The 26,452-nt window shown below is 64.3% G+C and carries 23 protein-coding genes; 15 read left to right on the top strand and 8 right to left on the bottom strand.

The genetic code is table 11. The features are described from left to right. The first annotated feature begins 145 nt into the window (after positions 1-145). Entirely contained in the window at positions 146-1,453 is a 1,308-nt protein-coding gene (gene guaD / locus ACFPU0_RS09240; RefSeq protein WP_377692625.1) for a guanine deaminase, read from the top strand. A gap of 188 nt (positions 1,454-1,641) precedes the next feature. Here the strand turns inward: guaD and ACFPU0_RS09235 are convergent, their stop codons facing one another. Further along, on the bottom strand, positions 1,642-2,412 hold the full coding sequence (locus tag ACFPU0_RS09235) for a GntR family transcriptional regulator (RefSeq protein WP_377692624.1): 771 nt from the start codon (positions 2,410-2,412) through the stop codon (positions 1,642-1,644). A 615-nt stretch (positions 2,413-3,027) separates the two neighbouring features. Between ACFPU0_RS09235 and ACFPU0_RS09230 the strand changes: the two genes are divergently transcribed. After that, positions 3,028-4,377: an NCS2 family permease gene (locus tag ACFPU0_RS09230; protein ID WP_377692623.1), complete on the top strand. Its 1,350-nt coding sequence runs from the start codon at positions 3,028-3,030 to the stop codon at positions 4,375-4,377. A gap of 556 nt (positions 4,378-4,933) precedes the next feature. On the opposite strand, the gene uraH is transcribed toward ACFPU0_RS09230, so the two are convergent. Next, the gene (uraH, locus tag ACFPU0_RS09225; protein ID WP_377692622.1) at positions 4,934-5,287 is read right to left on the bottom strand and encodes a hydroxyisourate hydrolase; all 354 of its coding nucleotides are present in this window, start codon (positions 5,285-5,287) and stop codon (positions 4,934-4,936) included. Positions 5,288-5,709: 422 nt separating this feature from the next. On the opposite strand from uraH, the gene puuE reads away from it, so the two are divergent. The 6 genes from puuE to ACFPU0_RS09195 all read left to right on the top strand — a co-directional run bounded on the left by puuE (position 5,710) and on the right by ACFPU0_RS09195 (position 11,740). Next, on the top strand, positions 5,710-6,639 hold the full coding sequence (puuE, locus tag ACFPU0_RS09220) for an allantoinase PuuE (RefSeq protein ID WP_377692621.1): 930 nt from the start codon (positions 5,710-5,712) through the stop codon (positions 6,637-6,639). After that, positions 6,636-7,151, top strand: coding sequence for a 2-oxo-4-hydroxy-4-carboxy-5-ureidoimidazoline decarboxylase (gene uraD / locus ACFPU0_RS09215; RefSeq protein WP_377692620.1), 516 nt, complete (start codon positions 6,636-6,638; stop codon positions 7,149-7,151). Before puuE ends, uraD begins: the two co-directional genes overlap by 4 nt. 163 nt (positions 7,152-7,314) lie before the next feature. Then, positions 7,315-7,818 (top strand): ureidoglycolate lyase, encoded by a 504-nt coding sequence (locus ACFPU0_RS09210; protein ID WP_377692619.1) that lies wholly within the window; start codon positions 7,315-7,317, stop codon positions 7,816-7,818. Between the two features lie 52 nt (positions 7,819-7,870). Further along, the gene (locus ACFPU0_RS09205) at positions 7,871-9,160 is read left to right on the top strand and encodes a urate hydroxylase PuuD (RefSeq protein WP_377692618.1); all 1,290 of its coding nucleotides are present in this window, start codon (positions 7,871-7,873) and stop codon (positions 9,158-9,160) included. A gap of 193 nt (positions 9,161-9,353) precedes the next feature. Further along, on the top strand, positions 9,354-10,700 hold the full coding sequence (locus tag ACFPU0_RS09200; RefSeq protein WP_377692617.1) for a nucleobase:cation symporter-2 family protein: 1,347 nt from the start codon (positions 9,354-9,356) through the stop codon (positions 10,698-10,700). Between the two features lie 188 nt (positions 10,701-10,888). Beyond that, the gene (locus ACFPU0_RS09195; RefSeq protein ID WP_377692616.1) at positions 10,889-11,740 is read left to right on the top strand and encodes a nucleoside-binding protein; all 852 of its coding nucleotides are present in this window, start codon (positions 10,889-10,891) and stop codon (positions 11,738-11,740) included. A gap of 239 nt (positions 11,741-11,979) precedes the next feature. Here ACFPU0_RS09195 and ACFPU0_RS09190 read toward each other — a convergent pair whose 3' ends face one another. From ACFPU0_RS09190 to moaA, 5 genes are all read right to left on the bottom strand, one after another. Beyond that, on the bottom strand, positions 11,980-12,789 hold the full coding sequence (locus tag ACFPU0_RS09190) for an outer membrane protein OmpK (protein WP_377692615.1): 810 nt from the start codon (positions 12,787-12,789) through the stop codon (positions 11,980-11,982). 121 nt (positions 12,790-12,910) lie between these two features. After that, positions 12,911-13,198, bottom strand: coding sequence for a hypothetical protein (locus ACFPU0_RS09185; RefSeq protein WP_377692614.1), 288 nt, complete (start codon positions 13,196-13,198; stop codon positions 12,911-12,913). A 219-nt stretch (positions 13,199-13,417) separates the two neighbouring features. After that, positions 13,418-14,236 carry a substrate-binding periplasmic protein gene (locus tag ACFPU0_RS09180; protein ID WP_377692613.1) on the bottom strand — a complete coding sequence of 273 codons (819 nt, stop codon included), beginning with the start codon at positions 14,234-14,236 and terminating at the stop codon, positions 13,418-13,420. A gap of 69 nt (positions 14,237-14,305) precedes the next feature. Next, positions 14,306-15,664: an 8-oxoguanine deaminase gene (locus ACFPU0_RS09175; protein WP_377692612.1), complete on the bottom strand. Its 1,359-nt coding sequence runs from the start codon at positions 15,662-15,664 to the stop codon at positions 14,306-14,308. 119 nt (positions 15,665-15,783) lie between these two features. Next, positions 15,784-16,779 carry a GTP 3',8-cyclase MoaA gene (gene moaA / locus ACFPU0_RS09170; protein WP_377692611.1) on the bottom strand — a complete coding sequence of 332 codons (996 nt, stop codon included), beginning with the start codon at positions 16,777-16,779 and terminating at the stop codon, positions 15,784-15,786. Positions 16,780-16,980: 201 nt separating this feature from the next. On the opposite strand from moaA, the gene ACFPU0_RS09165 reads away from it, so the two are divergent. Further along, the gene (locus ACFPU0_RS09165; RefSeq protein WP_377692610.1) at positions 16,981-17,610 is read left to right on the top strand and encodes a TetR/AcrR family transcriptional regulator; all 630 of its coding nucleotides are present in this window, start codon (positions 16,981-16,983) and stop codon (positions 17,608-17,610) included. A gap of 398 nt (positions 17,611-18,008) precedes the next feature. On the opposite strand, the gene ACFPU0_RS09160 is transcribed toward ACFPU0_RS09165, so the two are convergent. After that, a complete protein-coding gene (locus tag ACFPU0_RS09160) occupies positions 18,009-18,446 on the bottom strand; it encodes a GlcG/HbpS family heme-binding protein (protein WP_377692609.1) in 438 nt (145 codons plus the stop codon). A 362-nt stretch (positions 18,447-18,808) separates the two neighbouring features. Between ACFPU0_RS09160 and gcl the strand changes: the two genes are divergently transcribed. The 6 genes from gcl to ACFPU0_RS09130 all read left to right on the top strand — a co-directional run bounded on the left by gcl (position 18,809) and on the right by ACFPU0_RS09130 (position 26,419). Beyond that, the gene (gcl, locus tag ACFPU0_RS09155; RefSeq protein WP_377692608.1) at positions 18,809-20,584 is read left to right on the top strand and encodes a glyoxylate carboligase; all 1,776 of its coding nucleotides are present in this window, start codon (positions 18,809-18,811) and stop codon (positions 20,582-20,584) included. Positions 20,585-20,720: 136 nt separating this feature from the next. After that, on the top strand, positions 20,721-21,503 hold the full coding sequence (gene hyi, locus ACFPU0_RS09150; protein WP_377692607.1) for a hydroxypyruvate isomerase: 783 nt from the start codon (positions 20,721-20,723) through the stop codon (positions 21,501-21,503). A gap of 16 nt (positions 21,504-21,519) precedes the next feature. Continuing rightward, positions 21,520-22,410: a 2-hydroxy-3-oxopropionate reductase gene (locus tag ACFPU0_RS09145; protein WP_377692605.1), complete on the top strand. Its 891-nt coding sequence runs from the start codon at positions 21,520-21,522 to the stop codon at positions 22,408-22,410. Positions 22,411-22,670: 260 nt separating this feature from the next. Next, positions 22,671-23,945 carry a glycerate kinase type-2 family protein gene (locus ACFPU0_RS09140; RefSeq protein ID WP_377692604.1) on the top strand — a complete coding sequence of 425 codons (1,275 nt, stop codon included), beginning with the start codon at positions 22,671-22,673 and terminating at the stop codon, positions 23,943-23,945. After that, complete coding sequence (gene pyk / locus ACFPU0_RS09135; protein WP_377692603.1) at positions 23,942-25,357, top strand: pyruvate kinase; 1,416 nt, start codon at positions 23,942-23,944, stop codon at positions 25,355-25,357. The genes ACFPU0_RS09140 and pyk overlap by 4 nt, the downstream gene beginning before the upstream one ends. A gap of 153 nt (positions 25,358-25,510) precedes the next feature. After that, positions 25,511-26,419: an urea transporter gene (locus ACFPU0_RS09130; RefSeq protein ID WP_377692602.1), complete on the top strand. Its 909-nt coding sequence runs from the start codon at positions 25,511-25,513 to the stop codon at positions 26,417-26,419. Positions 26,420-26,452: the final 33 nt, after the last annotated feature.

Raw genomic sequence — 26,452 nt, 5'->3', positions numbered from 1 at the left:
TTTTCCCTTCTCCCTCCGGGAGAAGGTGGCGCGAAGCGCCGGATGAGGGAAACCACCGCAAGCGCGTGACCGGACATCCCTCACCCCAGCCCTCTCCCAAAGGGAGAGGGAGCCAAAAGCCGAACCAGTAATGAACGAGACTGACATGACCAGCCACGTAACCGCCTACCGCTCCGCCATCCTGCACAGCATCGCCGACCCCGCCCTGGTGGGCGCCGAGCAGTCCTACCAGTACTTCGAAGACGGCCTGCTGGTGGTGGAAGACGGTCGCATCGCCGCTCTGGGCGACGCCAAGACCCTGCTGCCGGGCCTGGCCGCCGGCGTCGAGGTGCGCGAATACCGCGACGCCCTGATCACCCCCGGTTTCATCGACACCCATATCCACTTCCCGCAGACCGGCATGATCGCCTCCTACGGCGAGCAGCTGCTGGACTGGCTGAACACCTACACTTTCCCCACCGAAAAGCGGTTCGCCGACAAGGCCCATGCCGCTGACGTCGCCGGCATTTTCCTCAAGGAACTGCTGCGCAACGGCACCACCACCGCCCTGGTGTTCGGCACCGTGCACAAGGAGTCGGTGGACGCCTTCTTCGAAGCCGCGCAGGCGCTGGATCTGCGGATGATCGCCGGCAAGGTGCTGATGGACCGCAACGCCCCGGACTACCTCACCGACACGCCGGAATCGGGCTATGCCGACAGCAAGGAGCTGATCGAGCGCTGGCACGGCAAGGGCCGCCTGCACTATGCGGTGACCCCGCGCTTCGCCCCCACCAGCACCCCGGAGCAACTGGAGCTGGCCGGCAAGCTGTTCGCCGAGTACCCGGGCCTGTACATGCACACCCACCTGTCGGAGAACCGCAAGGAGATCGACTGGGTCAAGGAGCTGTTCCCCGAACGCAAGGGCTACCTGGACGTCTATGACCACTTCAGGCTGATCGGCCAGCGCTCGGTGTTCGCCCACGGCGTGCACCTGTGCGACGACGAATGCAAGCGCCTGGCGGAAACCGGCTCGGCGGTGGCTTTCTGCCCCACCTCCAACCTCTTCCTCGGCAGCGGCCTGTTCGACCTGCAGAAGCTGGAAGAGCACGGTGTGCGCGTTGGCCTGGGCACCGATGTGGGCGCCGGCACCAGCTTCTCCCAGCTGCAATCGCTGAACGAGGCCTACAAGGTGATGCAGCTGCAGGGCAAGAAGCTCGACCCCTTCAAGTCCCTCTACCTGGCCACCCTGGGCGGCGCCCGCGCGCTCTACCTGGACGACAAGATCGGTAACTTCCAGGCCGGCAAGGATGCGGACTTCGTGGTCCTCGACTACAAGGCCACCCCGCTGCTGGACTACCGCCTGCAGCAGGCTACGAGCCTTCCTGAGAAGCTGTTCGCCCTGACCATCCTCGGCGACGACCGCACCGTGAAGGAAACCTTCGCCGCCGGCCGCAGCGTGCATCAGCGCGGTTGATTGGGTTTTCTTTTGGTGCTCTTCCTGTGGGGGCGAATTCATTCGCTAAGGACCGCAAAGCGGTCCCCTGGATAGGCTGTACCGGCAGGCAGGCCTTCGGCCTGCATCGCGAATGAATTCGCCCCCACAATGGATTCCCCATCCCCAACAAAAAACCCCGCATTGCGGGGTTTTCTGCTGGAGCCGGATCAGGCGCTGCGGGGCGTGCCGCGGCCGGGCTTCTTCTTGGTCTGCAACAGGTGCGAGAACACCGCGTGCAGGTCGTCCGAGGCGCCGCCTTCGTCGAGGTTCAGCTTGTCGTCGATATGGTCCATGTGATGCATCATCAGCATCACCGCGCGCTCGGCATCGCGGGACTCGATGGCGTCGATCAGGCGATTGTGCTCATCGAAGGAACAGTGGGAGCGGCTGCCGCTCTCGTACTGGGCGATGATCAGCGAGGTCTGGGACACCAGGCTGCGCTGGAAGCTCACAAGGGGCGCGTTCTTCGCCGCCTCGGCCAGTTTCAGGTGGAATTCGCCGGACAGGCGGATGCCGGCACCACGATCGCCACGGGAGAAGCAGGCCTGCTCCTCGTTGACCATCTGCCGCAATTCCTGCAGCTGCTCGGCGGTGGCGTGCTCCACCGCCAGTTCGGTGATGGCGCGCTCCACCAGGCGGCGGGCGTAGAAGATCTCGCGGGCTTCCTCGACGCTGGGACTGGCCACCACGGCGCCACGATTCGGCCGCAGCAATACCACGCCTTCATGGGCCAGGCGCGACAGTGCGCGGCGGATGATGGTACGGCTTACGCCGAATATCTCGCCCAGGGCCTCTTCGCTCAGCTTGGTGCCGGGGGCCAGGCGTTGCTCGAGAATGGCATCGAAAATATGCGCGTAGACGACGTCGTCCTGCGTGCCGCTGCGGGTGCTTTTGGCGCTGCGCGGCTGCTTCTTCAGTGGCTGCAACTGTTCGTTCATGGGGGCTCACGTCAGTGGGTCGGCGGTCTTCCAGGGCCCTTTTTGCCCCTCTCCGCCGGGCTGATCAGGTCTGTCAGCGAGGGAAATCAGGGAAAAAGCGAGAGATATTGTACACAATCATCCCGCCTTGAACAGATTCGCCGCATGTCACGTCAATTTCCTGACCAGTTGCACAGGTTTTCCGGAAGGATCCGATTCCGTCATTTCCGCGGAGGACCGAGAAGACCAATGGCGGTTTTTTCCTACACTTTTTTCTCATAAGCACGGCCGTATCTGCTCCATTCCGTCCTTTTCCCCTTCCCTCCCGCCACCGCCCAGCAGTTCACACGAATTCGTAACTCATTGTTTTTTAACAATTTAGTTAGTTCGTTAGGGTGCAAATTGTCGCGGCAAAACCTGTCCAGAAAGTCAGCTTTCGGGGATTGGTTCGATTTATCGAACATTGAAAACATTATTTGTTTTTTTTGTATACAAAGGCATAATCGCGCCGTGACTTCCTGACCCTGAGGTCAAGTATTGGAGGAAGTGCACCACTCACGCCATCCGCCTCAGTCAGTCCGGAGCCAGCTCCAGGCTCTGGGTGATCAAAACAAAAGAGATGAGGAGTACCACGCTGTGGAAAGCATCAAACAACAAGAACAAGGAACGTACGCCGCTACACCGCCCGCCACCGGTCTGCTTGAACGTCTCTTCAAGCTCAGCCTTCACGGCACCACCGTGAAGACCGAACTGGCTGCAGGCCTGACGACCTTCATCACCATGGCCTACATCATTTTCGTCAACCCGAACATCATGGCCGATGCCGGGATCGATCATGGCGCGGCCTTCGTTGCCACCTGTCTCGCCGCAGCCTTCGGCTGTCTCCTCATGGGGCTCTACGCCAACTGGCCGGTCGGCCTCGCGCCGGGCATGGGCCTGAACGCCTTCTTCACCTACACCGTGGTCAACACCATGGGCTACAGCTGGCAGATCGCGCTCGGCGCGGTGTTCCTCTCCGGCGTGCTGTTCATGATCCTGACCTTCTCGCGCATCCGCGAATGGCTGCTCAACAGCATCCCCAGCAGTCTGCGCTTCGCCATGGGCGCGGGCGTGGGGCTGTTCCTCGGGCTGATCGGCCTGAAGACCGCCGGCATCGTGGTCGCCCATCCGGCCACCCTGGTGCACATCGGTGACCTGACCTCCCCCGGTCCGCTGCTGGCCGCCATCTGCTTCCTGATGATCGCGGTGCTGGAGTACCGTCGGATCTTCGGCGGCATCCTCATCAGCATCCTCACCGTGACCCTGATCGGCGTGGGCTTGGGGATAGTCAAGTTCGGCGGCGTGTTCTCCATGCCGCCGAGCCTGGCCCCGACCTTCATGGCCATGGATATCACCGGCGCCTTCGACGTCACCATGGTCAGCGTGATCCTGGCCTTCCTCTTCGTGCACATGTTCGACACCGCCGGCACTCTGATGGGCGTTGCCCAGCGTGCCAACCTGGTGCAGGAAGACGGTCGCATCGAGAACCTGTCCAGGGCCATGAAGGCGGACAGCGCCTCCAGCGTCTTCGGTGGCGTGCTCGGCGTACCGCCGGTGACCAGCTACGTGGAAAGCGCCGCGGGCGTCGCCGCCGGCGGCCGCACCGGCCTGACCGCGGTGACCGTGGGCGTGCTCTTCATCGCCGCGATGTTCTTCGCTCCGCTGGCCGGCATGATCCCCGCCTACGCCACCGCCGGCGCGCTGATCTACGTCGCCATGCTGATGATGGGCGGCATGGCTCACATCGACTGGAAGGAACACACCGAGACCATCCCGGCCATCGTCACCGTGATCATGATGCCGCTGACCTTCTCGGTCGCCGATGGCATCGCCCTGGGCTTCGTGACCTACGTGGCGATGAAGGCCTTCACCGGCAAGTACAAGGATGTCTCCGTCAGCCTGTATGCCCTTTGCGCCATCTTCGTCGCCAAGTTCATCTTCCTCTGACTCCGGCAACGCAACACCGGGCCCTGCTGCATCGCGGCAGGGCCTTTTCGTTTGCACGTTCGTAGAACGTGGAAATGCTTCTGGTCCCCAATAAGGAAGCATCCCGGAGCAGGTAGGGTGCGCCGTGCGCACCGAGTGGGATCGGCCACCGCGCATCGTTCAATCGCTGGTGCGCACGGCGCACCCTACAGTGGGCCAACCATCGGGGTTATGCATCGACTTTCCCCGGTTGCGTAATGTGCCGCTGCTCCTTTATCCAGCAACGACAGCTCCGGGCGATTTCCGACCACTGCCCAACGAAATGGCGATTGCCGCCTAGACTCCTCCCTTATCCGACATGCATCCGATGCGCCTGCACAGCCCCTTGGGCTGGCGACCGGGTTTTCTTCCGGAAATACCGCACTCCCTTGCGCATCTCCCCGTGATGCGTTTCAGCCCGGCCTTGTGCCGGGCTTCTTTTTTCCGGCATGGCACTTTCCTGCAGACGAAAAAAAGGCCCGCAGTGTGAACGGGCCGTAAGAGACTCCAGTGAGTCGAGGGTAACGAGAATCGGGATCTAGCTGCCGCGATAGGTGGAGTAGCTGTAGGGAGAGATCAGCAGCGGCACGTGATAGTGGTCCTGCTCGGCGGAGATACCGAAACGCAGTACGACCACATCCAGGAAAGCGGGCTCGGCGAGCTTCACGCCACGGGCGCGGTAATAATCGCCGGCGTGAAAATGGATCTGGTAGACACCGCTCTGGTAGTCGGCGCCCTGCAGCAGGGGCGCATCGCAGCGGCCGTCGTCGTTGGTGGTGGTGGTGGCGACCAGCTCCAGGCCCGCGCCTTCCACGCGGTAGAGCTCGATCTTGATGTCACGGCCAGGGCAGCCGTGGGCGGCATCCAGTACATGCGTGGTCAAACGTCCCATTGCTCGCTGGGCGTCCACCGGGCCGCAGCGAGGGCCAGGATCGGAACGCCACACCTCCTCTGCTTGTTGAAATCGGTGCGTGGACAGGGCCAGGGGCCCGGTATGGTGCGCAGGATAACATGCGACTGACGAAATGTAAGACATAAACTCAAAAAATTGTACACAATATCTAGCAAAAATCCTGCTGGACTGCAGCCATCCCGCAGCCAATGCGGATTTGCGCCCATCGGCCAGGGGCCAAGCCTTCCGCCTTCAGCTTCTGACCACATGGGCAGGTTTCCTGTCTGATCGACAGATGACGATTTCGACAAAGTTTTGATTTACAAAACTCACGACAGTTTGTATACAATCACCCCATCCACGGTCGCGCACCACTTCCCAGGCTGCCGCCGATCGCCCAACAGACAAGAAGGAAGACTGCAGTGAGCGCTGATTACCCACGCGACCTGATCGGTTACGGCAACAACCCTCCACACCCGCAATGGCCGGGTGAATCCCGCATCGCCCTGTCCTTTGTGCTGAATTACGAAGAAGGCGGCGAGCGCAACGTGCTCCATGGCGACAAGGAGTCCGAAGCCTTCCTGTCCGAGATGGTGGCCGCCCAGCCGCTGCAGGGCGTGCGCAACATGAGCATGGAATCCCTCTACGAATATGGCAGCCGCGTCGGCGTCTGGCGCCTGCTCGAGCTGTTCAAGCGCCATGACATCCCGCTGACCATCTTCGCCGTGGCCATGGCCGCCCAGCGCCATCCGCAAGCCATTCGCGCCATGGTCGAGGCCGGCCACGAGATCTGCAGCCACGGCTATCGCTGGATCGATTACCAGTACATGGACGAGGCCCAGGAGCGCGAGCACATGCTCGAAGCCATCCGCATCCTCACCGAACTGACCGGCGAACGCCCGGTGGGCTGGTACACCGGCCGCACCAGCCCGAATACCCGGCGCCTGGTGATGGAGGAAGGCGGTTTCCTCTACGACTCCGACACCTATGACGACGACCTGCCCTACTGGGACCCGGCCAGCACCGCCGAAAAGCCGCACCTGGTCATCCCCTACACCCTGGACACCAACGACATGCGTTTCACCCAGGTGCAGGGCTTCAACAAGGGCGACGACTTCTTCGAGTACCTGAAGGACGCCTTCGACGTGCTCTACGCCGAAGGCGCCGCCGGCGCGCCGAAAATGCTCTCCATCGGCATGCACTGCCGCCTGCTGGGCCGTCCGGCTCGCCTCGCCTCCCTGGCGCGCTTCATCGACTACGTGAAAGGCCATGAGAAGGTCTGGTTCGCCCGCCGCGCCGACATCGCCCGCCACTGGCACGCCACCCACCCTTTCAAAGAGCAAGCGAAATGAGCCGCTTCCAGACCCTGACCCCGTCCACCCTCTCCCGCGATGCCTTCGTCAAGGCGTTCGCCGATATCTACGAGCATTCGCCCTGGGTAGCCGAGAAAGCCTTCGACCTGGGCCAGGACGGCAGCATTGACGAGATCGACGGCCTGCACCAGCGCATGGCCGACCTGTTGCTCAGCGCCAGCCACGAATCCCAGCTGGCGCTGATCAACGCTCACCCGGACCTGGCCGGCAAGGCTGCCGTCCGTGGCGAGCTGACCGAGGCCAGCACCAGCGAACAGGCCGGTGCCGGTATCCATGAGTGCACGGCTGAAGAGTTTGCGCGCTTCACCGAGCTGAACGACGCCTACAAGGCCAAGTTCGGATTCCCCTTCATCATGGCGGTGAAAGGCAGCAACCGGCACCAGATCCTGGCGGCCTTCGAGGAGCGCATCCACAACTCCCCCGAAGCCGAGTTCAACCGGGCCCTGGCCGAGATCAACAAGATCGCGCTGTTCCGTCTGCAGCAGATGTAAGCCGCAGCCGCGCCGCACCTATCCAGGCCCTGGGCGGGCCGCCGCCCGCCCATCGGCTCTCCACCGATCCGGAGAGCCAGGAGGGAGGATGGAAGACCACCTCCCCTTCCGGACCCTCCCCGCGCAGCGGGACGGGAACCAGCAACGAACCAGTAGAACAGCCATGCGAACCCTGAAGATCGAGCCCCTGACCAAAGAAGCCTTCGCACCCTTCGGCGATGTGATCGAAACCGACGGCAGCGAGTACTTCATGATCAACAACGGCTCCACCCGCCGTTACCACAAGCTGGCCACGGTCGAGACCGCCCAGCCGGACGACAAGGCGATCATCAGCATCTTCAGCGCCGAATCCCTCGAGATGCCCTTGCGCATCCGCATGCTGGAACGACATCCGCTGGGCAGCCAGGCCTTCATCCCGCTGCTCGGCAACCCCTTTCTGGTCGTGGTCGCGCCACTTGGCGATGCACCTGTACCGGGCTTGGTCCGTGCCTTCATTTCCAATGGCAGGCAGGGCGTTAATTACCATCGCGGCGTCTGGCACCACCCGGTGCTGACGATCGAAAAGCGGGATGACTTCCTGGTGGTTGATCGCAGCGGTTCCGGCAACAACTGCGATGAGCATTACTTCACCGAGGACGAGCAGCTCCTCCTCGATCCCCACCACTAATAAGAGAAGCCCAAGGATCGGCGTGCCGGTCCGCGGGAAAGAGGTAACAACTGTGGAAGCACATTTGACCGAATGGCTGAACCTGGGCATTCGCTGGGTTCACATGATCACCGGCATCGCCTGGATCGGCGCGTCCTTCTATTTCGTCTGGCTTGAGAACAACCTCAATCGCTCCAACCCTCGCGAAGGGTTGTCGGGCGACCTCTGGGCCATCCACGGTGGCGGCATCTACCACCTGGAGAAGTACAAGCTCGCCCCGCCGAAAATGCCGGACAACCTGCACTGGTTCAAATGGGAAGCCTATTTCACCTGGTTGTCGGGCGTCGCCCTGCTGACCGTGGTGTTCTACCTGAACCCGACCCTGTACCTGATCGCCCCCGGCGTGGACATTTCCCCGGCTGCCGCCGTCGCCATCGGCATCGGTTCGCTGGTCGCAGGCTGGTTCATCTACGACTTCCTCTGCGACTCGCCGCTGGGCAAGACCCCCGCCCTGCTGGGCCTGGTGCTGTTCGTGCTGGTGGTCGGCGCCGCATGGGGCTTCACCCATGTGTTCAGCGGCCGTGGTTCCTACATCCACGTCGGCGCGCTGATCGGCACCATCATGGTCGGCAACGTGTTCCGCATCATCATGCCGGCCCAGCGCGCGCTGGTTAAGGCCATCGAAGAGAACCGCACCCCCGATCCGGTGCTGCCGGCCAAGGGCCTGCTGCGTTCGCGCCACAACAACTACTTCACCCTGCCGGTGCTGTTCATCATGATCAGCAACCACTTCCCGAGCACCTACGGCAGCCAGTACAACTGGCTGATCCTGGCCGGGATCGCGGTGATCGCGGTACTGGTGCGCCACTACTTCAACACCCGCCACGACAGCAACAAGTTCGCCTGGACCCTGCCGGCCGGCGCCCTGGGCATGATCTGCCTGGCCTTCGTCACCGCGCCGAACTACAAGGCCGCCGAACCGACTGTCGCCGTCGCACCGGCCCACCAGGAAGAAGCCGCCCCCGCTGCAGCTCCGGCAGCCCCCGCTTCCAGCGAAAGCCAGCCGCAAGCCGCCGCACCCGCCCAGGCCGGCAACGGCACGGCGAGCTTCGACAAGGTCCACAGCGTGATCCAGGAACGCTGCGCCGTCTGCCATTCCGCCAAGCCCACCAGCCCGATGTTCACCTCGGCGCCGGGCGGCGTCATGCTCGACACCCCGCAGCAGATCCAGATGCTCGCACCGAAGATCCAGGCCCAGGCCGTCGCCAGCCAGATCATGCCGCTGGGCAACATCACCCAGATGACCCAGGAAGAGCGTGACCTGATCGGTCGCTGGATCGCCCAGGGTGCCAAGACCAACTGAGCAGGACCACGGCGGATCCTGACCCCAAGCAGGGTCCGCGTTTTACAAGCCTGCCCCCAGGCAGGCTTTTTTTATCCGCGGCATCCGCCCTGGCCACACGCCGGGGCCAGCAACATGAATACCTGGCACGCCGCGCCCACGAGGTGCGGCATTGCCAAGCGACATACAAGAACAAAATCGCCAGAGGTGTTGCATGACCACTCCGACAGAGCGGGAAACCGCCCTTTCGCCCGCTGACCAGCGCCTGCCCCTGATGCAATTGCTGCTCGTCGGTATCCAGCACGTCCTGCTGATGTACGGCGGCGCCGTTGCCGTACCCCTGATCGTCGGCCAGGCCGCCGGCCTGTCCCGCGAAGAAATCGCCTTCCTGATCAATGCCGACCTGCTGGTCGCCGGCATCGCCACCATAGTGCAGTCCATCGGCATCGGCCCGGTGGGTATCCGCATGCCGGTGATGATGGGCGCAAGCTTCGCCGCCGTCGGCAGCATGGTGGTGATGGCCGGGATGCCCGGTGTCGGTATCCAGGGCATCTTCGGCGCCACCATCGCCGCCGGCGCCTTCGGCCTGCTGCTCGCCCCCTTCATGTCGCGCATCGTGCGCTTCTTCCCGCCCCTGGTGACCGGCACCGTGATCACCTCCATCGGCCTCAGCCTCTTTCCGGTTGCGGTCAACTGGGCTGGCGGCGGCAACCAGGCCACCCAGTTCGGCGCCCTGGAGTACCTGGCCATCGCCGCCCTGGTGCTGGGCACGATTCTGCTGGTGAACCGCTTCCTCAAGGGTTTCTGGGTCAATGTCTCGGTACTGATCGGCATGGCCCTGGGCTACGCCCTGGCCGGCGCCTGCGGCATGGTCGACCTCAACGGCCTGGACCAGACGCCCTGGTTCCAGGTGGTGGAGCCGCTGCATTTCGGCATGCCGAAGTTCGAGCTGGCCTCGGTGCTGTCCATGTGCCTGGTGGTGGTGATCATCTTCGTCGAGTCCACCGGCATGTTCCTGGCCCTGGGCAAGATCACCGGCCGCGAGGTCTGCCCCAACGCCCTGCGCCGCGGCCTGATGTGCGACGCCGGCGCCTCCTTCCTGGCGGGCTTCTTCAACACCTTCACCCATTCGTCCTTCGCCCAGAACATCGGCCTGGTACAGATGACCGGTGTGCGCAGCCGCTATGTGACGGTGGCGGCGGGAGGTTTCCTGATCGGCCTCAGCCTGCTGCCGAAGGCCGCCTTCCTGGTCGCCTCCATCCCGCCTGCGGTGCTTGGAGGTGCCGGCATCGCCATGTTCGGCATGGTCGCCGCCACCGGCATCAAGATCCTTCACGAAGCGGACATCACCGACCGGCGCAACCAGTTGCTGGTGGCCGTGAGCATCGGCATGGGCATGGCCCCGGTGGTGCGTCCGGAGTTCTTCGCCCACCTGCCGCACTGGATGGAGCCCATCACCCATAGCGGCATCGCCATGGCCACGGTCAGCGCCCTCACCCTCAACCTGCTGTTCAACATCCTCGGCGAGAAGGAACGCAGCCGGCAGTGCGCTGCCCACTGAACGAGTTCGCTCCCATCCGGCTGAACCCAAGAGGTTTTTCCGGGACTCCATAGCCCGCCTACCCGGCGGGCTCTTTTAAACCTGCCCCAGCTACCGGGCCGTGCCCCGCGCACGACCATTCCGGCCACGCGGAGACTCCGTGCAGGTCTCGGTGTGTTTTCAGAAATACAACAAGAAGGAACACCTGAATGCTTCGCTACCCCAGCCTGGCGCTTGGCGCCGCTTTGCTCGTCGCCAGCCCGGCCGGCTTCGCCGCCGAACAGGGCAAAGTCTTCGAATGGATGAACAACAGCGTCGGCTTCCGCTACGGCCAGCAGTTCACCAACCCGAACAACCCGGACAAGTTCGCCAAACGCATCTACAGCTTCACCCACGCCGACGGTTACCGCTACGGCAGCAACTTCTTCAACCTGGATGTGTTCCTCTCCGACAGCCGCGACCCGCGCAAGGGAACCGATCATGGCGGCAGCGAGGTCTACGCGGTGTACCGGCACCAGCTGTTCGCCTCGCGGGTGTTCGACCAGCCGCTGGGCACCGGCCTGGTGAAGGACTACGCCTTCACCTTCGGCTTCGACGCCAACCGCAACAACAATCGCGCGTCGGCGAAGAAGCGTGCCCTGGTATTCGGCCCGACGCTGAAGCTCAACGGTGCCGGCGTCCTCGACCTGAGCCTGTTCTACTACCGCGAGAAGAACCATTCGGGCATTCCCGGCGCCAAGCATCCGGACCACACCTTCGACGCCACCTACATGGTCAACCTGACCTGGCTCAAGCCCTTCCAGCTGGGCGACCACGACGCCAAGTTCCAGGGTTTCGTCAACTATGTCGGCGAAAAGGGCGAAGACTATTTCGACAAGGACACCGCACCGGAAACCCTGATGCGCACCTCGCTGATGGTGGCCACCTTCCCCGGCGCCAAGCGCAAGCCCAACCTCTGGCTGGGGGTTGGCTACGAGTACTGGCACAACAAGTTCGGCGTGGACGGCGGTCGCGGCAGCCGCACCTCGACGCCGACGGTGAACATGGAAATCACCTTCTGATACCTGACTGACCGAAAGGCGGGGCCGTTCCCGAAGAGACGATCTCCTCTGTAGGGGCGAATTCATTCGCCAAGCAGGCCGCAGGCCTGCCGCTGCCGCATGGCGCAACACCCGGCCGGGGGCCGCTGCGCGGCCCTTGGCGAATGAATTCGCCCCTACAGGAACAGGCATGATTCCCCTCCCCTTCCAGCCGGGGTAAGGCGCACCGCGCCTTCCCCCGGTCTTTTTCCCCGATGCGATCAGAAATGCACCTTGACCAGCAGGCTGGCGGTGTTCTGGTCGGTGCCGTCGAGGATCTCGTCGCCAAGGAAGCTCTCGCTGTCGATGCCGTACTTGTCCTTCCAGTAGTCGTACTCGAAGCCGACGTAGAGCTGCTTCTCGCCCCAGCCCATGGCCTTGCCCAGGTCGTACTTCACCTGCGGGTTGAAGTGCAGGTTGGCGTGGTAGGTGCCGCGGTCGTTCTCATCGTTGTCCACCACCCAGTCCATGAAGCCGTCGATCAGGATGTCGGAATTGCCCACCGGGATGGTGTAGCTCCACACCGGGGTGATCTGCCAGACGTCATCGCCCGGGCGGCTGCCATCGGTCTGGCGGTTGTAGAAGTTGACCTGGAAGAAGTCGAAGCCGGGGATGGCCAGGTCGAAACCCGGGCCGATCAGGTAGGACTCCACGTCACCCTCGCCGAACTCGTAGGTCATGGCCAGCAGCACGTCGGTCACCGGGCCGAACTGGATCTTCTGGTCGAAGATCTTGCCGAGCGACAGGCGCGGCTGGAATTCGCCGTAATAGGTGTTGTCGCCGACCAGGGGGTCCTTGTCGCCGTTGTAGAAGATCTTGTCCAGGAAGAAGAAGTTATCGCCGTACTTCCAACCGTCCGCATGCTCGAAGGTCACGGTCTGCTGGATCTCCGGGTTGATCTTGTAGTTCTGGCCGTAGAGGTAGGTCAGGCTGTTGTTCTGCCAGAACAGCAGGTCACCGGCGATGGCCTGGCCGCCCGCGAGCATTCCGGTCGTGAGGGCGAGGCAGTGCGGCAGATACTTGGCATTCATGGTTGTTCCCTTGTTGTAGTGGGTTTCAGGTTTTTCCGTCCCGCGCCCACCCGAAGCCCGCCTCGTGATCAGGGCAGGTCGCAGGGGGCTCGGGATTGGAGAGAGGTGCGCGCGCCGTGCGTCAGCCGGTCAGGCCGAGGCGAGAATGGCGGGCGGCGCCGGACGGGCTGTCTTCAGCGTTGCGCTGTTCGGCTGCGTCCAGGAGGTTCGGCAGAACCTCGATGATGGAAGTCGGGAAATCGAATTCAACGGCGCGGGCAGCGGCGTTTGCCGATGCCTGCGGAGCAAAGGTGGCCAGGAACGGCGTCGTGCGCTGTCGAGTGCAGCCCGCGCGTGAGCGCCAGGATGCAGGAGCATCATCCAGGCGATGGCGTTCGGGGCGAGCCCCGGAAATGTCGAACGAACTCATGGGTAAAGCCTGCCTATTGTTGTTTTCGGTCGTGGGCTTACAGGGTGGAGATGGACACCCCATGCAGTTGCTTCTGAAAAAGCTGATCTGGCGGTCAGGATTTTTCGAACTATATACACGTTGTGAACATCGCAAACAACAGTTTCTTTCAGAATTGTGTACAAAATCTCCAGCCAATTGACCGGATAAAGCTACCGGACGGCTCTGGAACGGGCCCGCTCAAGGATTGGCCTTCTCCTTCTGCCGCTTGAGGAAATCGATCTTCCACTGCTCCATGCCGAGGAACTCGGAGTCCAGGTTGGCCTCCACCTGGTAACGCGCCTTGAGGGCGTCCACCTCCTGCCGGTGCTCGGCGAGGAAACGGTCGAAGCGCGCCACCAGCTCCGGATGCTTGAGGCTGGAAAGATTGAAGGTGCCGCGGGTGTGGGGCAGTTTCGGATCGAACACCAGGGCACCGGGACGGGCGCGGATGTTGTCCAGGTAATAGGTGGCCACCACCACGTTGTAGTAGGCGCCGTCGGCCTGCTGCTTCATCGCCTGCTTGATCATCTGGCCCAGGTCGGCGCTACGCACCACCTCGGTCTGGCCGGCCTCGATGCGCGCCTCGTAGGCCCACGGCGTCCAGCCGTCCACCACCGCCAGCCGACCGAGCTGGTCGACGCCGCTACCCTGCCGCTTGGGCGCCACCAGCACGCCGTCCACGTACTCCACCACCGGGGCGCTGTAGGCGATGGGCTTGTCGCCCTTCAGGTCGGGCGCCCAGTTCGGGTTGTCCGGATATTTGAAATCGACACTGCTGTTGAGCAGGTGTCGGGTGAGCTGGTTGACCGGCAGTGGCAGGTACTGGATATCCAGCCCGGAATTGCGGGCGAAGAGGTCCAGCAGGTCACGGGCGAAGCCCTGGTATTGACCCTCGTCGCTGACCCAGTAGTGGGGCTGGAAAGACTGCTTCTCGACCCCGACCACATAGGTCTGGGCCAGGGCGGTGTCGACGGACAGCAGACTGGCAGCCAGCCAGCCGAAAACCTGAGGCTTCATTACCTTCTCCTTGTTTTCACATGGGCACGAATCGGCGGGGAGCGGGGTCTGCCCGCCCCCGCCACTGCGTCACTCGCCCGACACCAGTTGTCGCGCCAGGCGGTTATGGCGCTCCAGCACGCGCGGCAGATCGACGGTGACGATCTGGCCGTCACGCACCACCACCTTGCCGTTGATCACGCTGGTGGAGACATGGCTCGGGGTGCAGAACACCAGCGCCGCCAGCGGATCGTGCAAGGCGCCGGCATAGGCGACATGGTTGAGATCGAAGGCGACGAAGTCAGCCACCATGCCCGGCGCCAGGGCGCCGATATCGTCGCGGTTGAGCACCTTGGCACCGCCCAGGGTGGCGATTTCCAGGGCCTCGCGGGCGGTCATGGCGTCCGGGCCGAAGCCGACCCGCTGCAACAGCAGCGCCTGGCGCACTTCACCGATCATGCTGGCGCCATCGTTGGAGGCCGAGCCATCCACCCCCAGGCCCACCGGCACGCCGGCATCGCGCATGCGCCGTACCGGGGCGATGCCCGAGGCCAGGCGCATGTTCGAGCAGGGGCAATGGGCGACGCCGGTGCCGGTGCGGGCGAAGAGCTCGATGCCATGCTCGTCCAGCTGCACGCAGTGGGCGTGCCAGACGTCGTGGCCGACCCAGCCCAGGTCCTCGGCGTACTCGGCCGGGGTCATGCCGAATTTCTCGCGGCTGTAGGCGATGTCATTGACGTTTTCCGCCAGGTGGGTGTGCAGCGACACGCCGTACTGGCGCGCCAGCACCGCGGCTTCGCGCATCAGGTCGCGACTCACCGAGAAAGGCGAGCACGGCGCCACCACCACCCGCAGCATCGAACCGTGGGAGGCATCATGGTAGTCCTCGATCAGGCGCTGGGATTCCTTGAGGATGTCCGCTTCCTTCTCCACCACCTCGTCCGGCGGCAGGCCACCCTGGCTGCGGCCGACGCTCATGCTGCCGCGCGCGGCGTGGAAGCGCATGCCGATCTCGCCGGCGGCGTGGATGCTGTCATCCAGCTTGCAGCCGTTGGGATAGATGTAGAGGTGGTCGCTGGAGGTGGTGCAACCGGAGAGGATCAGCTCGGCCATGGCGGTCTGGGTGGAGACCTGGATCATCTCCGGGGTCAGCCGCGCCCAGATCGGGTAGAGGTTGGTCAGCCAGTTGAACAGCTCGCCGTCCTGGGCTGCCGGCACCACGCGGGTGAGGCTCTGGTACATGTGGTGATGGGTGTTGACCAGGCCGGGGATGACGATCTTGCCCTTCATGTCCAGGACTTCGTCGGCGGTCTGCGGCAGCTCCGCGCTCGGCCCGACCTGTTTGATGCGGTTGTCCTCGATGAACATCCCGCCCTGTCGGATTTCCCGGCGCTGGCCATCCATGGTTACCAGCAGGTCGGCGTTCTTGATCAAGAGTGTCTTGGCCATACAGGGCTCCTTGTAGGGTGCGCCGTGCGCACCGGTAGTCAGGCAGGAAGGTTTCGGTGCGCACGGCGCACCCTACGAAAGCGGCATCGCAAGTTCGGATGAAGCGTTACGGATTCCGGTCAGCCGCCGGTCATGCTCATGAAACGCACGACTTGAACCTGCGAGTCCGCATCGAAATGGTGCCGCTCGGGCTTGAGCCTGAGGGCGTCGATCAACGCCGCGCGCAGCCGCTCGCCGTCACCGGGATGGCGACGGATCAGCGCCTTGAGGTCCAGCGCGCCTTCGTGGCCGAGACAGAGCACGAGCTTGCCTTCGGCGGTGACGCGCACGCGGTTGCAGTCGCCGCAGAAGTTGCGGCTGTGGGGTGAGATGAAGCCGACCTGGGTCTCGCTGCCGACCACCTGGTAGTAGCGCGACGGCCCGCCGGTGCGGTAGCTGCTGGGCAGCAGCTGGAAGCGCCGCTCCACCCGCTGGCGCACCTCGTCCGAGGTGCACAGGGTGACCTTGCGCTCATGGCTGGAAACGCTGCCGAGCGGCATTTCCTCGATGAAGCTGATGTCCAGCCCGCGCTCCACCGCAAAGGCCACCAGGTCCTCGACCTCGTCATCGTTGCGGCCTTTCTGCACCACGGTGTTCAGCTTGATGCGACGGAAGCCCGCTTCGCGCGCGGCATCGATCCCGGCCAGCACCTGGTCGAGGCGGTCGCGGCGTGTGAAGGCGGCGAAACGCTCGCGCTGCAGGGAATCGAGGCTGATGTTCAGGCGGGTCACGCCAGCCGCTCGCAACTCGGGCGCCATGTGCCCGAGCTGGGAGCCATTGCTGGTAATGGCCAGGTCTTCCAGCTCGGCACGCTTGCCCAGGCGCGCCAGCAGCGAGGTCAGTCCCTTGCGCACCAGTGGCTCGCCGCCGGTGATGCGAATACGCGTCACCCCGAGACCAATGAAGGCATCGGCGACGGCATAAAGCTCTTCAAGACTGAGGATCTGCGCCCGGGGAGCGAAGACCATGTCCTCGCTCATGCAATAGGTGCAACGGAAGTCGCAACGGTCGGTGACCGAGAGACGCAGGTAGGAAATTCGACGCCCGAAGGGGTCGAGCAAGTGGTTGTCTTGCATGGGTGACGTCTGCCGCAACACACACCGGACAGGGCTCCGGTGACATGGACGGATGCCGAATGGAAACAGAATCAAAACTTTTTGTATACAGTAAATTCATCCAGTGGCTCGCTTGAGAGCGCTTCGATGCGGGTGATAACATGCCCGACCTCTCGCCGGCCGGCCTTCCTGGCGCTTCGGCGAGCCAAAGAAGGAGCCGATGTGAGCAGCATTCGCGAGCGCAACAGAGACCTGATCCTGCGCGCGGCCAGCGAGGAATTCGCCGACAAAGGGTTCGCCGCCACCAAGACGAGCGACATCGCGGCCAAGGCCGGCCTGCCCAAGCCCAACGTCTACTACTACTTCAAGTCGAAAGAGAACCTCTATCGCGAGGTGTTGGAGAGCATCGTCGAGCCGCTCCTGCAGGCATCCGCGCCCTTCAACCAGGCCGGCCATCCCCATGAGGTGCTGACCGCCTACATCCGCTCGAAGATCCGCATCTCCCGCGACCTGCCCTACGCCTCCAAGGTGTTCGCCAGCGAGATCATGCACGGCGCCCCGCACCTCTCCCCGGAGCAGACCGAGCAGCTCAACCTGCAGGCCAAGCACAACATCGAGTGCATCCAGCACTGGATCGACCAGGGCCTGATGGCCAAGGTCGACCCCCACCACCTGCTGTTCAGCATCTGGGCGGCGACCCAGACCTACGCCGACTTCGACTGGCAGATCTCCACCGTCACCGGCAAGGCCAGCCTCAGCGAGGCCGACTATGACGCCGCAGCGGAAACCATCATCCGCCTGGTGATCAAGGGCTGCGAAGTCGAGGAAACGACCCAGGCCAAGAGCGCCTGAACCTTGTAGGGGCGAATTCATTCGCCAAGGGCTGCGCAGCAGCCCCCGCCGTCCTCCTCTCCACACCAATAACCGGATAGGGCAGCCCTTCGGGCTGCTTGGCGAATGAATTCGCCCCCACAAAAAGCGTTTCGCCCCCACAGGGCAGGTGCCGGATGACACGAACCCTGTGGGGGCGAATTCATTCGCCAAGGGCCGCGCAGCGGCCCCCCCCGTCCTCCTCTCCACACCAATAACCGGATAGGGCAGCCCTTCGGACTGCTTGGCGAATGAATTCGCCCCTACAAAAAGCATTCACCCCAGAAGCGTTTCGCCCCCGCAAGATAGGCGCCGGCTGGCACCAACCCTGTGGGGGCGAATTCATTCGCTGAGGGCCGCGCAGCGGCCCCCATCATTCCTCACGCCGCGCCGGCATCCGCCTTCAGGCCGGCCGCTTCCACCGCGCTCACCGCGCATTGCTCGTCGATGTCCGAGGTATCGCCACTGATGCCGATGGCGCCGATCACCTCTCCCTGACCATCGCGGATCAGCACGCCACCTGGCGCCGGCACCAGGTTGCCGTCGGCCAGGTTGTTCACCGCACCGATGAAGGCTGGACGCTGCTGGGCGTCGGCGGCGATCAGGCGCGAACCCTTGCCCAGGGCCACGGCGCCCCAGGCCTTGCCGATGGCGATCTGCGGCCGAAGCATGCTGGCGCCGTCCTGGCGCTGCAGGGTGATGAGATGGCCGCCGGCATCCAGCACCGCGATGGTCAGCGGCGCAGTGCGCAGGTCGCGCCCAACGGCCAGGGCGTGGTTGGAAATGCTCACAGCGGTTTCCAGGGTCAGGGTGGTCATTTTCAAGCGTTCCTCGTGAGTGGTTGAACCTTGTGCGGCGTCGTCCGGGCCTCGGTTACAGGAGTTCCTACGACCACGCGGGCATTTTCCAGCCCGTCCTGCGACGCATCCGAAAGCTGTAGACCACTATCCCACCGAACACAAAAAAATCAACACATAGATACAATCATATTATTTTTTGTATACAGTATTTCTGTCAGCGTTCTGATGAGCCTGTGAGAGCCCCTTGAAACGGGCGTTTTAAAAGAGTCGGTGCCCTGCGACCTTTGACCTCACAAATGGCCTTGACCCTTCAGTCAGCAGCTGAATAGAATCCAGCCACGTAGCTTGTATACAATTTTCACAAGAAAGAGGCACAAAACATGGCCAAAATGAGAGCAATCGAGGCTGCCGTCCTGGTGATGCGCCGCGAAGGCATCGACACCGCGTTCGGCATCCCCGGCGCCGCCATCAACCCGCTGTACGCGGCCCTGAACAAGATCGGCGGCATTGACCATGTACTGGCCCGTCACGTCGAAGGCGCCTCGCACATGGCCGAGGGCTACACCCGTACCAACCCGGGCAACATCGGCGTCTGCATCGGTACCTCCGGCCCCGCCGGCACCGACATGGTCACCGGCCTGTACTCGGCATCCGCCGACTCCATCCCGATCCTCTGCATCACCGGCCAGGCCCCGCGTGCACGCCTGCACAAGGAAGACTTCCAGGCCGTCGACATCACCAGCATCGTCAAGCCGGTGACCAAGTGGGCCACCACCGTCCTGGAGCCGGGCCAGGTGCCCTACGCCTTCCAGAAGGCCTTCTATGAAATGCGCAGCGGCCGCCCCGGCCCGGTGCTGATCGACCTGCCGTTCGACGTGCAGATGGCCGAGATCGAATTCGACATCGACGCCTACCAGCCGCTGCCGGTACAGAAGCCGTCCGCCAGCCGCGTCCAGGCCGAGAAGGCCCTGGCCATGCTGAACGACGCCGAGCGCCCGCTGCTGGTCGCCGGTGGCGGCATCATCAACGCCGACGCCTCGGCCAAGCTGGTGGAGTTCGCCGAACTGACCGGCGTGCCGGTCATCCCGACCCTGATGGGCTGGGGCAGCATTCCCGACGACCACCCGCTGATGGCCGGCATGTGCGGCCTGCAGACCTCGCACCGCTACGGCAACGCCACCCTGCTGGAGTCCGACCTGGTATTCGGCATCGGCAACCGCTGGGCCAACCGCCACACCGGTTCCGTCGATGTCTACACCCAGGGCCGCCGCTTCATCCACGTGGACATCGAACCGACCCAGATCGGCCGCGTATTCACCCCGGATCTGGGCATCGTCTCCGACGCCGGCTCCGCCCTGGACGCCTTCCTGGAAGTCGCCCGTGAGTGGAAGGCCGCCGGCAAGCTGAAGGACCGCAGCGCCTGGGTCGAATCCTGCCGCGAGCGCAAGCGCACCCTGCAGCGCAAGACCCACTTCGACAACGTGCCGGTCAAGCCGCAGCGCGTGTACGAAGAGATGAACGAGTTCTTCGGCAAGGACACCTGCTACGTCAGCACCATCGGCCTGTCGCAGATCGCCGGCGCGCAGTTCCTGCACGTCTACAAGCCGCGCCACTGGATCAACTGCGGCCAGGCGGGCCCGCTGGGCTGGACCGTTCCGGCGGCCCTCGGCGTGGTCAAGGCCGACCCGAGCCGTCCGGTCGTGGCGCTGTCCGGCGACTATGACTTCCAGTTCATGATCGAAGAGCTGGCCGTGGGCGCGCAGTTCAACCTGCCCTACATCCACGTACTGGTGAACAACTCCTACCTGGGCCTGATCCGCCAGGCGCAGCGCGGCTTCGAGATCGACTACTGCGTGCAGCTGTCCTTCGAGAACGTCAACGCGCCGGAACTCAACGGCTACGGCGTGGATCACGTCGCTGTGGTCGAGGGCCTGGGCTGCAAGGCGATCCGCGTGCACGACGCCAACGACCTGCAGGCCGCTTTCGCCAAGGCCAAGCAGCTGATGGAAGAGTTCCGCGTGCCGGTGGTGGTCGAGGTCATCCTGGAGCGTGTCACCAACATCTCCATGGGCACCGAGATCAACGCCATCAACGAGTTCGAGGAACTGGCCCTGACCGGCGCCGACGCCCCGACCGCCATCTCGCTGCTGGATTGACTGACTCCCCTCTCCTGTTCGTGGCAGGAGAAGGGTTTTCCTCCCCTCCCCCGCTTGCGGGAGAGGGGCGGGGGAGAGGGAACCCTCACCCCTAACCCCTCTCCCAAAGGGAGAAGGGAACAATAAGGAGACATTCATGCCCCGTTTTGCCGCCAACCTGTCCATGCTGTTCACCGAAGTGGACTTCCTGGACCGTTTCGCCGCTGCCGCCGAAGCCGGCTTCAGCGGTGTCGAATATCTCTTCCCCTATGACTTCCCGGTGGAGGAAATCCGCGCCCGCCTGGACGCCAATGCGCTTACACAGGTGCTGTTCAACCTGCCCGCCGGCGACTGGGGCAAGGGCGAGCGTGGCATCGCCTGCCACCCCGACCGCGTGGAAGAGTTCCGCGCCGGCGTCGACAAGGCCATCGCCTACGCCAAGGTCCTGGGCAACACCCAGATCAACTGCCTGGCCGGCATCCGCCCGCAGGGCGTCGACTGCGCGACCGTCGAGCAGACCTTCGTCGACAACCTGAAATACGCCGCCGAGAAGCTCGAGGCCGCCGGCATCAAGCTGGTGATGGAAGCCATCAACACCCGCGACATCCCCGGCTTCTACCTGAACAACACCAGGCAGGCCCTGGCCATCCGCGAGAAGGTCGGCAGCGCCAACCTGTTCCTGCAGTACGACATCTACCACATGCAGATCATGGAAGGAGACCTGGCGCGCACCGTCGAGTCCAACCTCGCCGCGATCAACCATGTGCAGCTTGCCGACAACCCGGGCCGCAACGAGCCGGGTACTGGCGAGATCAACTACCGCTTCCTCTTCCAGCACCTGGACCGCATCGGCTACCAGGGCTGGATCGGCTGTGAATACAAGCCGGCCACCACCACCGTCGCTGGCCTCGGCTGGCTGAAAACCCATAACGCCATCTAAGAACGAGGTACACCACATGGCCAAGATCGGATTCATCGGCACCGGCATCATGGGCAAGCCCATGGCTCAGAACCTGCAGAAAGCCGGCCACACCCTGTTCTTCTCCGAGCACTTCGACAAGGCCCCGGCTGAGCTGCTGGGCGACAACGGCGTCGGCCTGGCCAACCCGAAGGAAGTGGCCCAGGAAGCCGAGTTCATCATCATCATGGTTCCGGACACCCCCCAGGTCGAAGACGTGCTGTTCCGCAAGGACGGCGTGGCCGAAGGCGTTGGCGCCGGCAAGGTGGTGATCGACATGAGCTCCATCTCCCCCTCTGCCACCAAGACCTTCGCCGAGAAGATCAAGGCCACCGGCGCCGCCTACCTGGACGCCCCGGTATCCGGCGGTGAAGTAGGCGCCAAGGCCGCTACCCTGAGCATCATGGTCGGTGGCTGCCCGAACGCCTTCGAACGCGCCCTGCCGCTGTTCCAGGCCATGGGCAAGAACATCACCCGCGTGGGTGGCAACGGTGACGGCCAGACCGCCAAGGTGGCCAACCAGATCATCGTCGCCCTGAACATCCAGGCCGTCGCCGAAGCCCTGCTGTTCGCCGCCAGGAACGGCGCCGACCCGGCCAAGGTACGCGAGGCGCTGATGGGTGGCTTCGCCGGTTCCAAGATCCTCGAAGTCCACGGCGAGCGTATGATCAAGGGCACCTTCGACCCGGGCTTCCGCATCAGCCTGCACCAGAAGGACCTGAACCTGGCACTGTCCGGCGCCCGCGAACTGGGCCTGAACCTGCCGAACACCGCCAATGCCCAGCAGGTATTCAGCACCTGCGCGGCCATCGGCGGCAGCAACTGGGACCATTCCGCGCTGATCAAGGGCCTGGAGCACATGGCCAACTTCTCGATCCGCGAGGAGTGATGTTTCGTAGGATGGGTTGAGCGAAGCGATACCCATCGAGCCGGCAGCTCCCCTGACGGGAACCGTGAGTTCGATCCATCCTGCGACCCCTTTCGACCCTCCTGGCCGGCGGTGACACGGCGCCAAAGGCCAGGAAGGTCGATTCCAGTCCCGAGCCGCTGTGCGCGGCGGTTCCGGACTGAAATCGGCCAGATACGCCCGGCGACGCCGTTCGCCGGCACGCCGCCCTACAACAAGAATCCAGAAGCCTGGAGCCCGCCATGTCCCTCGATCCCAAAACCTTCCTGCGCGACCTGTTCGCCACCGCCATCGCCGCTGCCCACCCGCGCCAGGTGCTGGCCGACCACCTGCCCGCCGACCGTTCCGGCCGCGTCATCGTCATCGGCGCCGGCAAGGCCGCCGCGGCCATGGCCGAAGTAATCGAGCGCGAATGGCAGGGCGAGATCTCCGGCCTGGTGGTGACCCGCTATGGCCACGGCGCCGATTGCCGGAAGATCGAGGTGGTGGAAGCCGCGCACCCGGTGCCCGATGCTGCCGGCCTGGAAACCGCCCAGCGCGTATTGAAGCTGGTCAGCAATCTCACCGAATCCGACCGGGTGATCTTCCTCCTTTCCGGCGGTGGTTCCTCCCTGCTGGCCCTGCCGGCCGAGGGCCTGACCCTCAAGGACAAGCAGGCGATCAACAAGGCCCTGCTGAAGTCCGGCGCCTCCATCTCCGAGATGAACTGCGTGCGCAAGCACCTCTCGGCGATCAAGGGCGGCCGCCTGGCCAAGGCCTGCTGGCCGGCCACCGTCTACACCTACGCCATCTCCGACGTGCCCGGCGACGAGGCCACGGTGATCGCCTCCGGCCCGACCGTGGCCGACCCGACCACCTCCGCCGAAGCCCTGGCGATCCTCGCCCGCTATGCGATCGAAGTGCCGGCCCACGTCCGCGCCTGGCTGCAGGACCCGCGCTCGGAAACCGTCAAGCCGGGCGATCCCTGCCTCGCCCGCAGCCACTTCCAGCTGATCGCCACGCCCCAGCAGTCCCTCGACGCCGCCGCAGAGAAGGTGCGCGTCGCCGGCCTCACCCCGCTGATCCTCGGCGACCTGGAAGGCGAGTCGCGCGAGGTGGCCAAGGTCCATGCCGGCATCGCCCGCCAGGTGGTGCTGCACGGCCAGCCGATCAAGCCGCCCTGCGTGATCCTCTCCGGCGGCGAGACCACGGTGACCGTGCGCGGCGACGGCCGTGGCGGGCGCAACGCCGAGTTCCTGCTGAGCCTGACCAATACCCTCAAGGGCCTGCCGGGCGTCTACGCCCTGGCCGGCGACACCGATGGCATCGACGGTTCGGAAGACAATGCCGGCGCCCTCATGACCCCGGAAAGCTACGCCCGCGCCGCCAGGCAGGGCCTGTCCGCCAGCGATGAGCTGGACAACAACAACGGATACGGGTATTTCGCCGCCCTCGGCGACCTCATCGTCACCGAGCCGACCCGTACCAACGTCAATGACTTCCGCGCCATCCTGATCCTCGAGAGCCCTGAAAAATGACGCCTGACAAGAAAGTGAAAATCCTCGCCACCCTCGGGCCGGCGATCAAAGGCATCGACGACATCCGCCAACTGGTGGAAGCCGGCGTCAACCTGTTCCGCCTGAACTTCAGCCACGGCGAGCACGCCGACCACGCCCAGCGCTACCAGTGGGTGCGCGAAGTCGAGCGCCAGCTGAACTACCCCATCGGCATCCTCATGGACCTGCAGGGCCCGAAACTGCGCGTGGGCCGTTTCGCCGACGGCAAGGTCAACCTCGAACGCGGCCAGGCCTTCCGCCTAGACCTGGACACCACCCCGGGCACCGCCCAGCGCGTCAACCTGCCCCACCCCGAGATCATCGAAGCCCTGGAACCGGGCATGAACCTGCTGCTGGATGACGGCCGCCTGCGCCTGCAGGTGACCGCCAAGCACGCCGACGCGGTGGAGACCAGCGTGATCGCCGGCGGCGAGCTGTCCGACCGCAAGGGCGTCAACGTGCCGGAAGCGGTGCTGCAGCTCTCCCCGCTGACCGCCAAGGACCGTCGCGACCTGGCGTTCGGCCTGGAGCTGGGCGTCGACTGGGTCGCCCTGTCCTTCGTCCAGCGCCCGGAAGACATCGTCGAAGCCCGCGAGCTGATCCAGGGCCGCGCCTTCCTCATGGCGAAGATCGAGAAACCGTCCGCCGTGGTGCACCTGGAAGAGATCGCCCGTCTCTGCGACGCGATCATGGTTGCCCGTGGCGACCTGGGCGTGGAAGTGCCGGCAGAGAATGTGCCGCGCATCCAGAAAGACATCATCCGCACCTGCCGCCAGCTCGGCCGGCCGGTGGTGGTGGCCACCCAGATGCTGGAATCCATGCGTTTCTCCCCGGCCCCGACCCGCGCCGAAGTGACCGACGTCGCCAACGCCGTGGCCGAAGGCACCGACGCGGTGATGCTCTCCGCCGAGACCGCTTCCGGCGACTACCCGCTGGAAACCGTGCAGATGATGAGCAAGATCATCCGCCAGGTGGAGAACGGCCCGGACTTCCAGAACCAGCTCGACGTCAGCCGCCCGCAAGCCGAAGCCACCGCCTCGGACGCCATCAGCTGCGCCATCCGCCGCATCAGCAGCATCCTGCCGGTGGCCGCCCTGGTGAACTACACCGAGTCCGGCAGCTCCAGCCTGCGTGCTTCCCGCGAGCGGCCCAAGGCGCCGATCCTGAGCCTGACGCCGAACCTCGAGACCGCGCGTCGCCTGACCGTGGCCTGGGGCATCTATTCGGTCGTCAACGAACGCCTGCACAAGGTCGAGGAAGTCACCAGCACCGCGCTGGAGATCGCCCAGGCCCAGGGCATGGCCAAGCGTGGCGACACCGTGGTGATCACTGCCGGCGTGCCTTTCGGGCAGCCGGGTACTACCAACAGCCTGCGCATCGAAACCCTGGACTGAAAAGCTGCAAGCTACAAGCCTCAAGCTGCAAGAAGAAGCGCTTCTTCTCGCGGCTTGCAGCTTGAGGCTTGCGGCTTGTGTTCCTCCCAAACCTGGCGTCATCGTCAGTTAGTCGGCGCCCTCTTAGCGGGCGCTTCTTTTTTGCAAGCTGCCATGTACCAACTGCCTCTACGACCCGAAGTCCGTAGCTGGGCTTCCGCCCAGTTGAACGGTTTCAGCCAGATCTTCCTCCAGCACCATCCCGGTTGCGGCGCGCTGATCCTGCTCGCCATCGCCGTGGGCGCACCGAGCCTGCTGGGCGGCGCCCTGCTCGGCGGCGCCACGTCCTGGCTCACCGCCGTGCGCCGGCGCTATGCCCGCGAAGACATCGAGGCCGGCCTCTACGGCTACAACGGTGCGCTCCTGGGCCTGCTGCTCAGCGCCCGCTTCGAGCCCTCGCTCTACCTGGCACTGCTGATCCTCTGCGCCGGCGGCCTTTCCAGCCTGGCACTGAATCCGCTGCTCAAGGCGGTGCGCCAACACAACTGGCTGCCGGCCTACACCTCGCCCTTCGTCGGCCTCGGCTGGCTGCTGCTGGCCCTGGGCGGGCCGCTGGAACTGACGCCAGCCGCCATCGCCGCAGAAACCCTGCAACCCGGCTGGATCGACACGCCGCTGGCGATCGTGCGCGGCATCGGCCAGGTGATCTTCCTCGACCGGCCGGTGGCAGGCGCCCTGGTGCTGGCCGCCCTCTTCCTCGCCGGCTGGCGGGTGGCGCTCTGGGCGCTGCTGGGCTCGACCGTCGCCCTGCTCCTCGCGCAGCTCCTGGGCATGCCCGAGCAAGCGGCGCTGGGTGGCCTGTTCAGCCTCAACGGCGCGCTGATCGCCCTGGCCCTGGGCAAGGATTTCCGTCGCCCCTGGTGCGCCCTGGCGGGCATCGCGCTGGGCGTCATGCTGCAACCCTGGTTCGCGGACATCGGCCTGCCGGCCATGACCGCACCCTTCATCCTCGCCTGCTGGCTGGTGTTGGCGGCCAAGCGGATGATGGGGCTGACGCAACCGGCGGCATCGCGGCCGTTGTAGGGGGGGCCATGTAGAGTGGAAAGGGTTTAGTCG

Origin of the sequence: Pseudomonas sp. GCM10022186 (assembly GCF_042656385.1) — a bacterium.
Classification (GTDB): domain Bacteria; phylum Pseudomonadota; class Gammaproteobacteria; order Pseudomonadales; family Pseudomonadaceae; genus Metapseudomonas.
This window is presented reverse-complemented; position numbering and strand designations above follow the sequence as displayed.

Excerpts from the sequence above, each read along its gene's own strand:
- guaD (WP_377692625.1), top strand. The coding sequence starts at position 146 with ATGACCAGCCACGTAACCGCCTACCGCTCCGCCATCCTGCACAGCATC.
- gcl (WP_377692608.1), top strand. The coding sequence starts at position 18,809 with ATGGCCAAAATGAGAGCAATCGAGGCTGCCGTCCTGGTGATGCGCCGC.
- uraD (WP_377692620.1), top strand. The coding sequence starts at position 6,636 with ATGAGCCGCTTCCAGACCCTGACCCCGTCCACCCTCTCCCGCGATGCC.
- ACFPU0_RS09175 (WP_377692612.1), bottom strand. The coding sequence starts at position 15,664 with ATGGCCAAGACACTCTTGATCAAGAACGCCGACCTGCTGGTAACCATG.
- ACFPU0_RS09130 (WP_377692602.1), top strand. The coding sequence starts at position 25,511 with ATGTACCAACTGCCTCTACGACCCGAAGTCCGTAGCTGGGCTTCCGCC.
- ACFPU0_RS09200 (WP_377692617.1), top strand. The coding sequence starts at position 9,354 with ATGACCACTCCGACAGAGCGGGAAACCGCCCTTTCGCCCGCTGACCAG.
- ACFPU0_RS09180 (WP_377692613.1), bottom strand. The coding sequence starts at position 14,236 with ATGAAGCCTCAGGTTTTCGGCTGGCTGGCTGCCAGTCTGCTGTCCGTC.
- ACFPU0_RS09160 (WP_377692609.1), bottom strand. The coding sequence starts at position 18,446 with ATGACCACCCTGACCCTGGAAACCGCTGTGAGCATTTCCAACCACGCC.
- uraH (WP_377692622.1), bottom strand. The coding sequence starts at position 5,287 with ATGGGACGTTTGACCACGCATGTACTGGATGCCGCCCACGGCTGCCCT.
- ACFPU0_RS09185 (WP_377692614.1), bottom strand. The coding sequence starts at position 13,198 with ATGAGTTCGTTCGACATTTCCGGGGCTCGCCCCGAACGCCATCGCCTG.
- ACFPU0_RS09145 (WP_377692605.1), top strand. The coding sequence starts at position 21,520 with ATGGCCAAGATCGGATTCATCGGCACCGGCATCATGGGCAAGCCCATG.
- pyk (WP_377692603.1), top strand. The coding sequence starts at position 23,942 with ATGACGCCTGACAAGAAAGTGAAAATCCTCGCCACCCTCGGGCCGGCG.
- ACFPU0_RS09210 (WP_377692619.1), top strand. The coding sequence starts at position 7,315 with ATGCGAACCCTGAAGATCGAGCCCCTGACCAAAGAAGCCTTCGCACCC.
- ACFPU0_RS09235 (WP_377692624.1), bottom strand. The coding sequence starts at position 2,412 with ATGAACGAACAGTTGCAGCCACTGAAGAAGCAGCCGCGCAGCGCCAAA.
- hyi (WP_377692607.1), top strand. The coding sequence starts at position 20,721 with ATGCCCCGTTTTGCCGCCAACCTGTCCATGCTGTTCACCGAAGTGGAC.
- ACFPU0_RS09140 (WP_377692604.1), top strand. The coding sequence starts at position 22,671 with ATGTCCCTCGATCCCAAAACCTTCCTGCGCGACCTGTTCGCCACCGCC.
- ACFPU0_RS09195 (WP_377692616.1), top strand. The coding sequence starts at position 10,889 with ATGCTTCGCTACCCCAGCCTGGCGCTTGGCGCCGCTTTGCTCGTCGCC.
- ACFPU0_RS09190 (WP_377692615.1), bottom strand. The coding sequence starts at position 12,789 with ATGAATGCCAAGTATCTGCCGCACTGCCTCGCCCTCACGACCGGAATG.
- moaA (WP_377692611.1), bottom strand. The coding sequence starts at position 16,779 with ATGCAAGACAACCACTTGCTCGACCCCTTCGGGCGTCGAATTTCCTAC.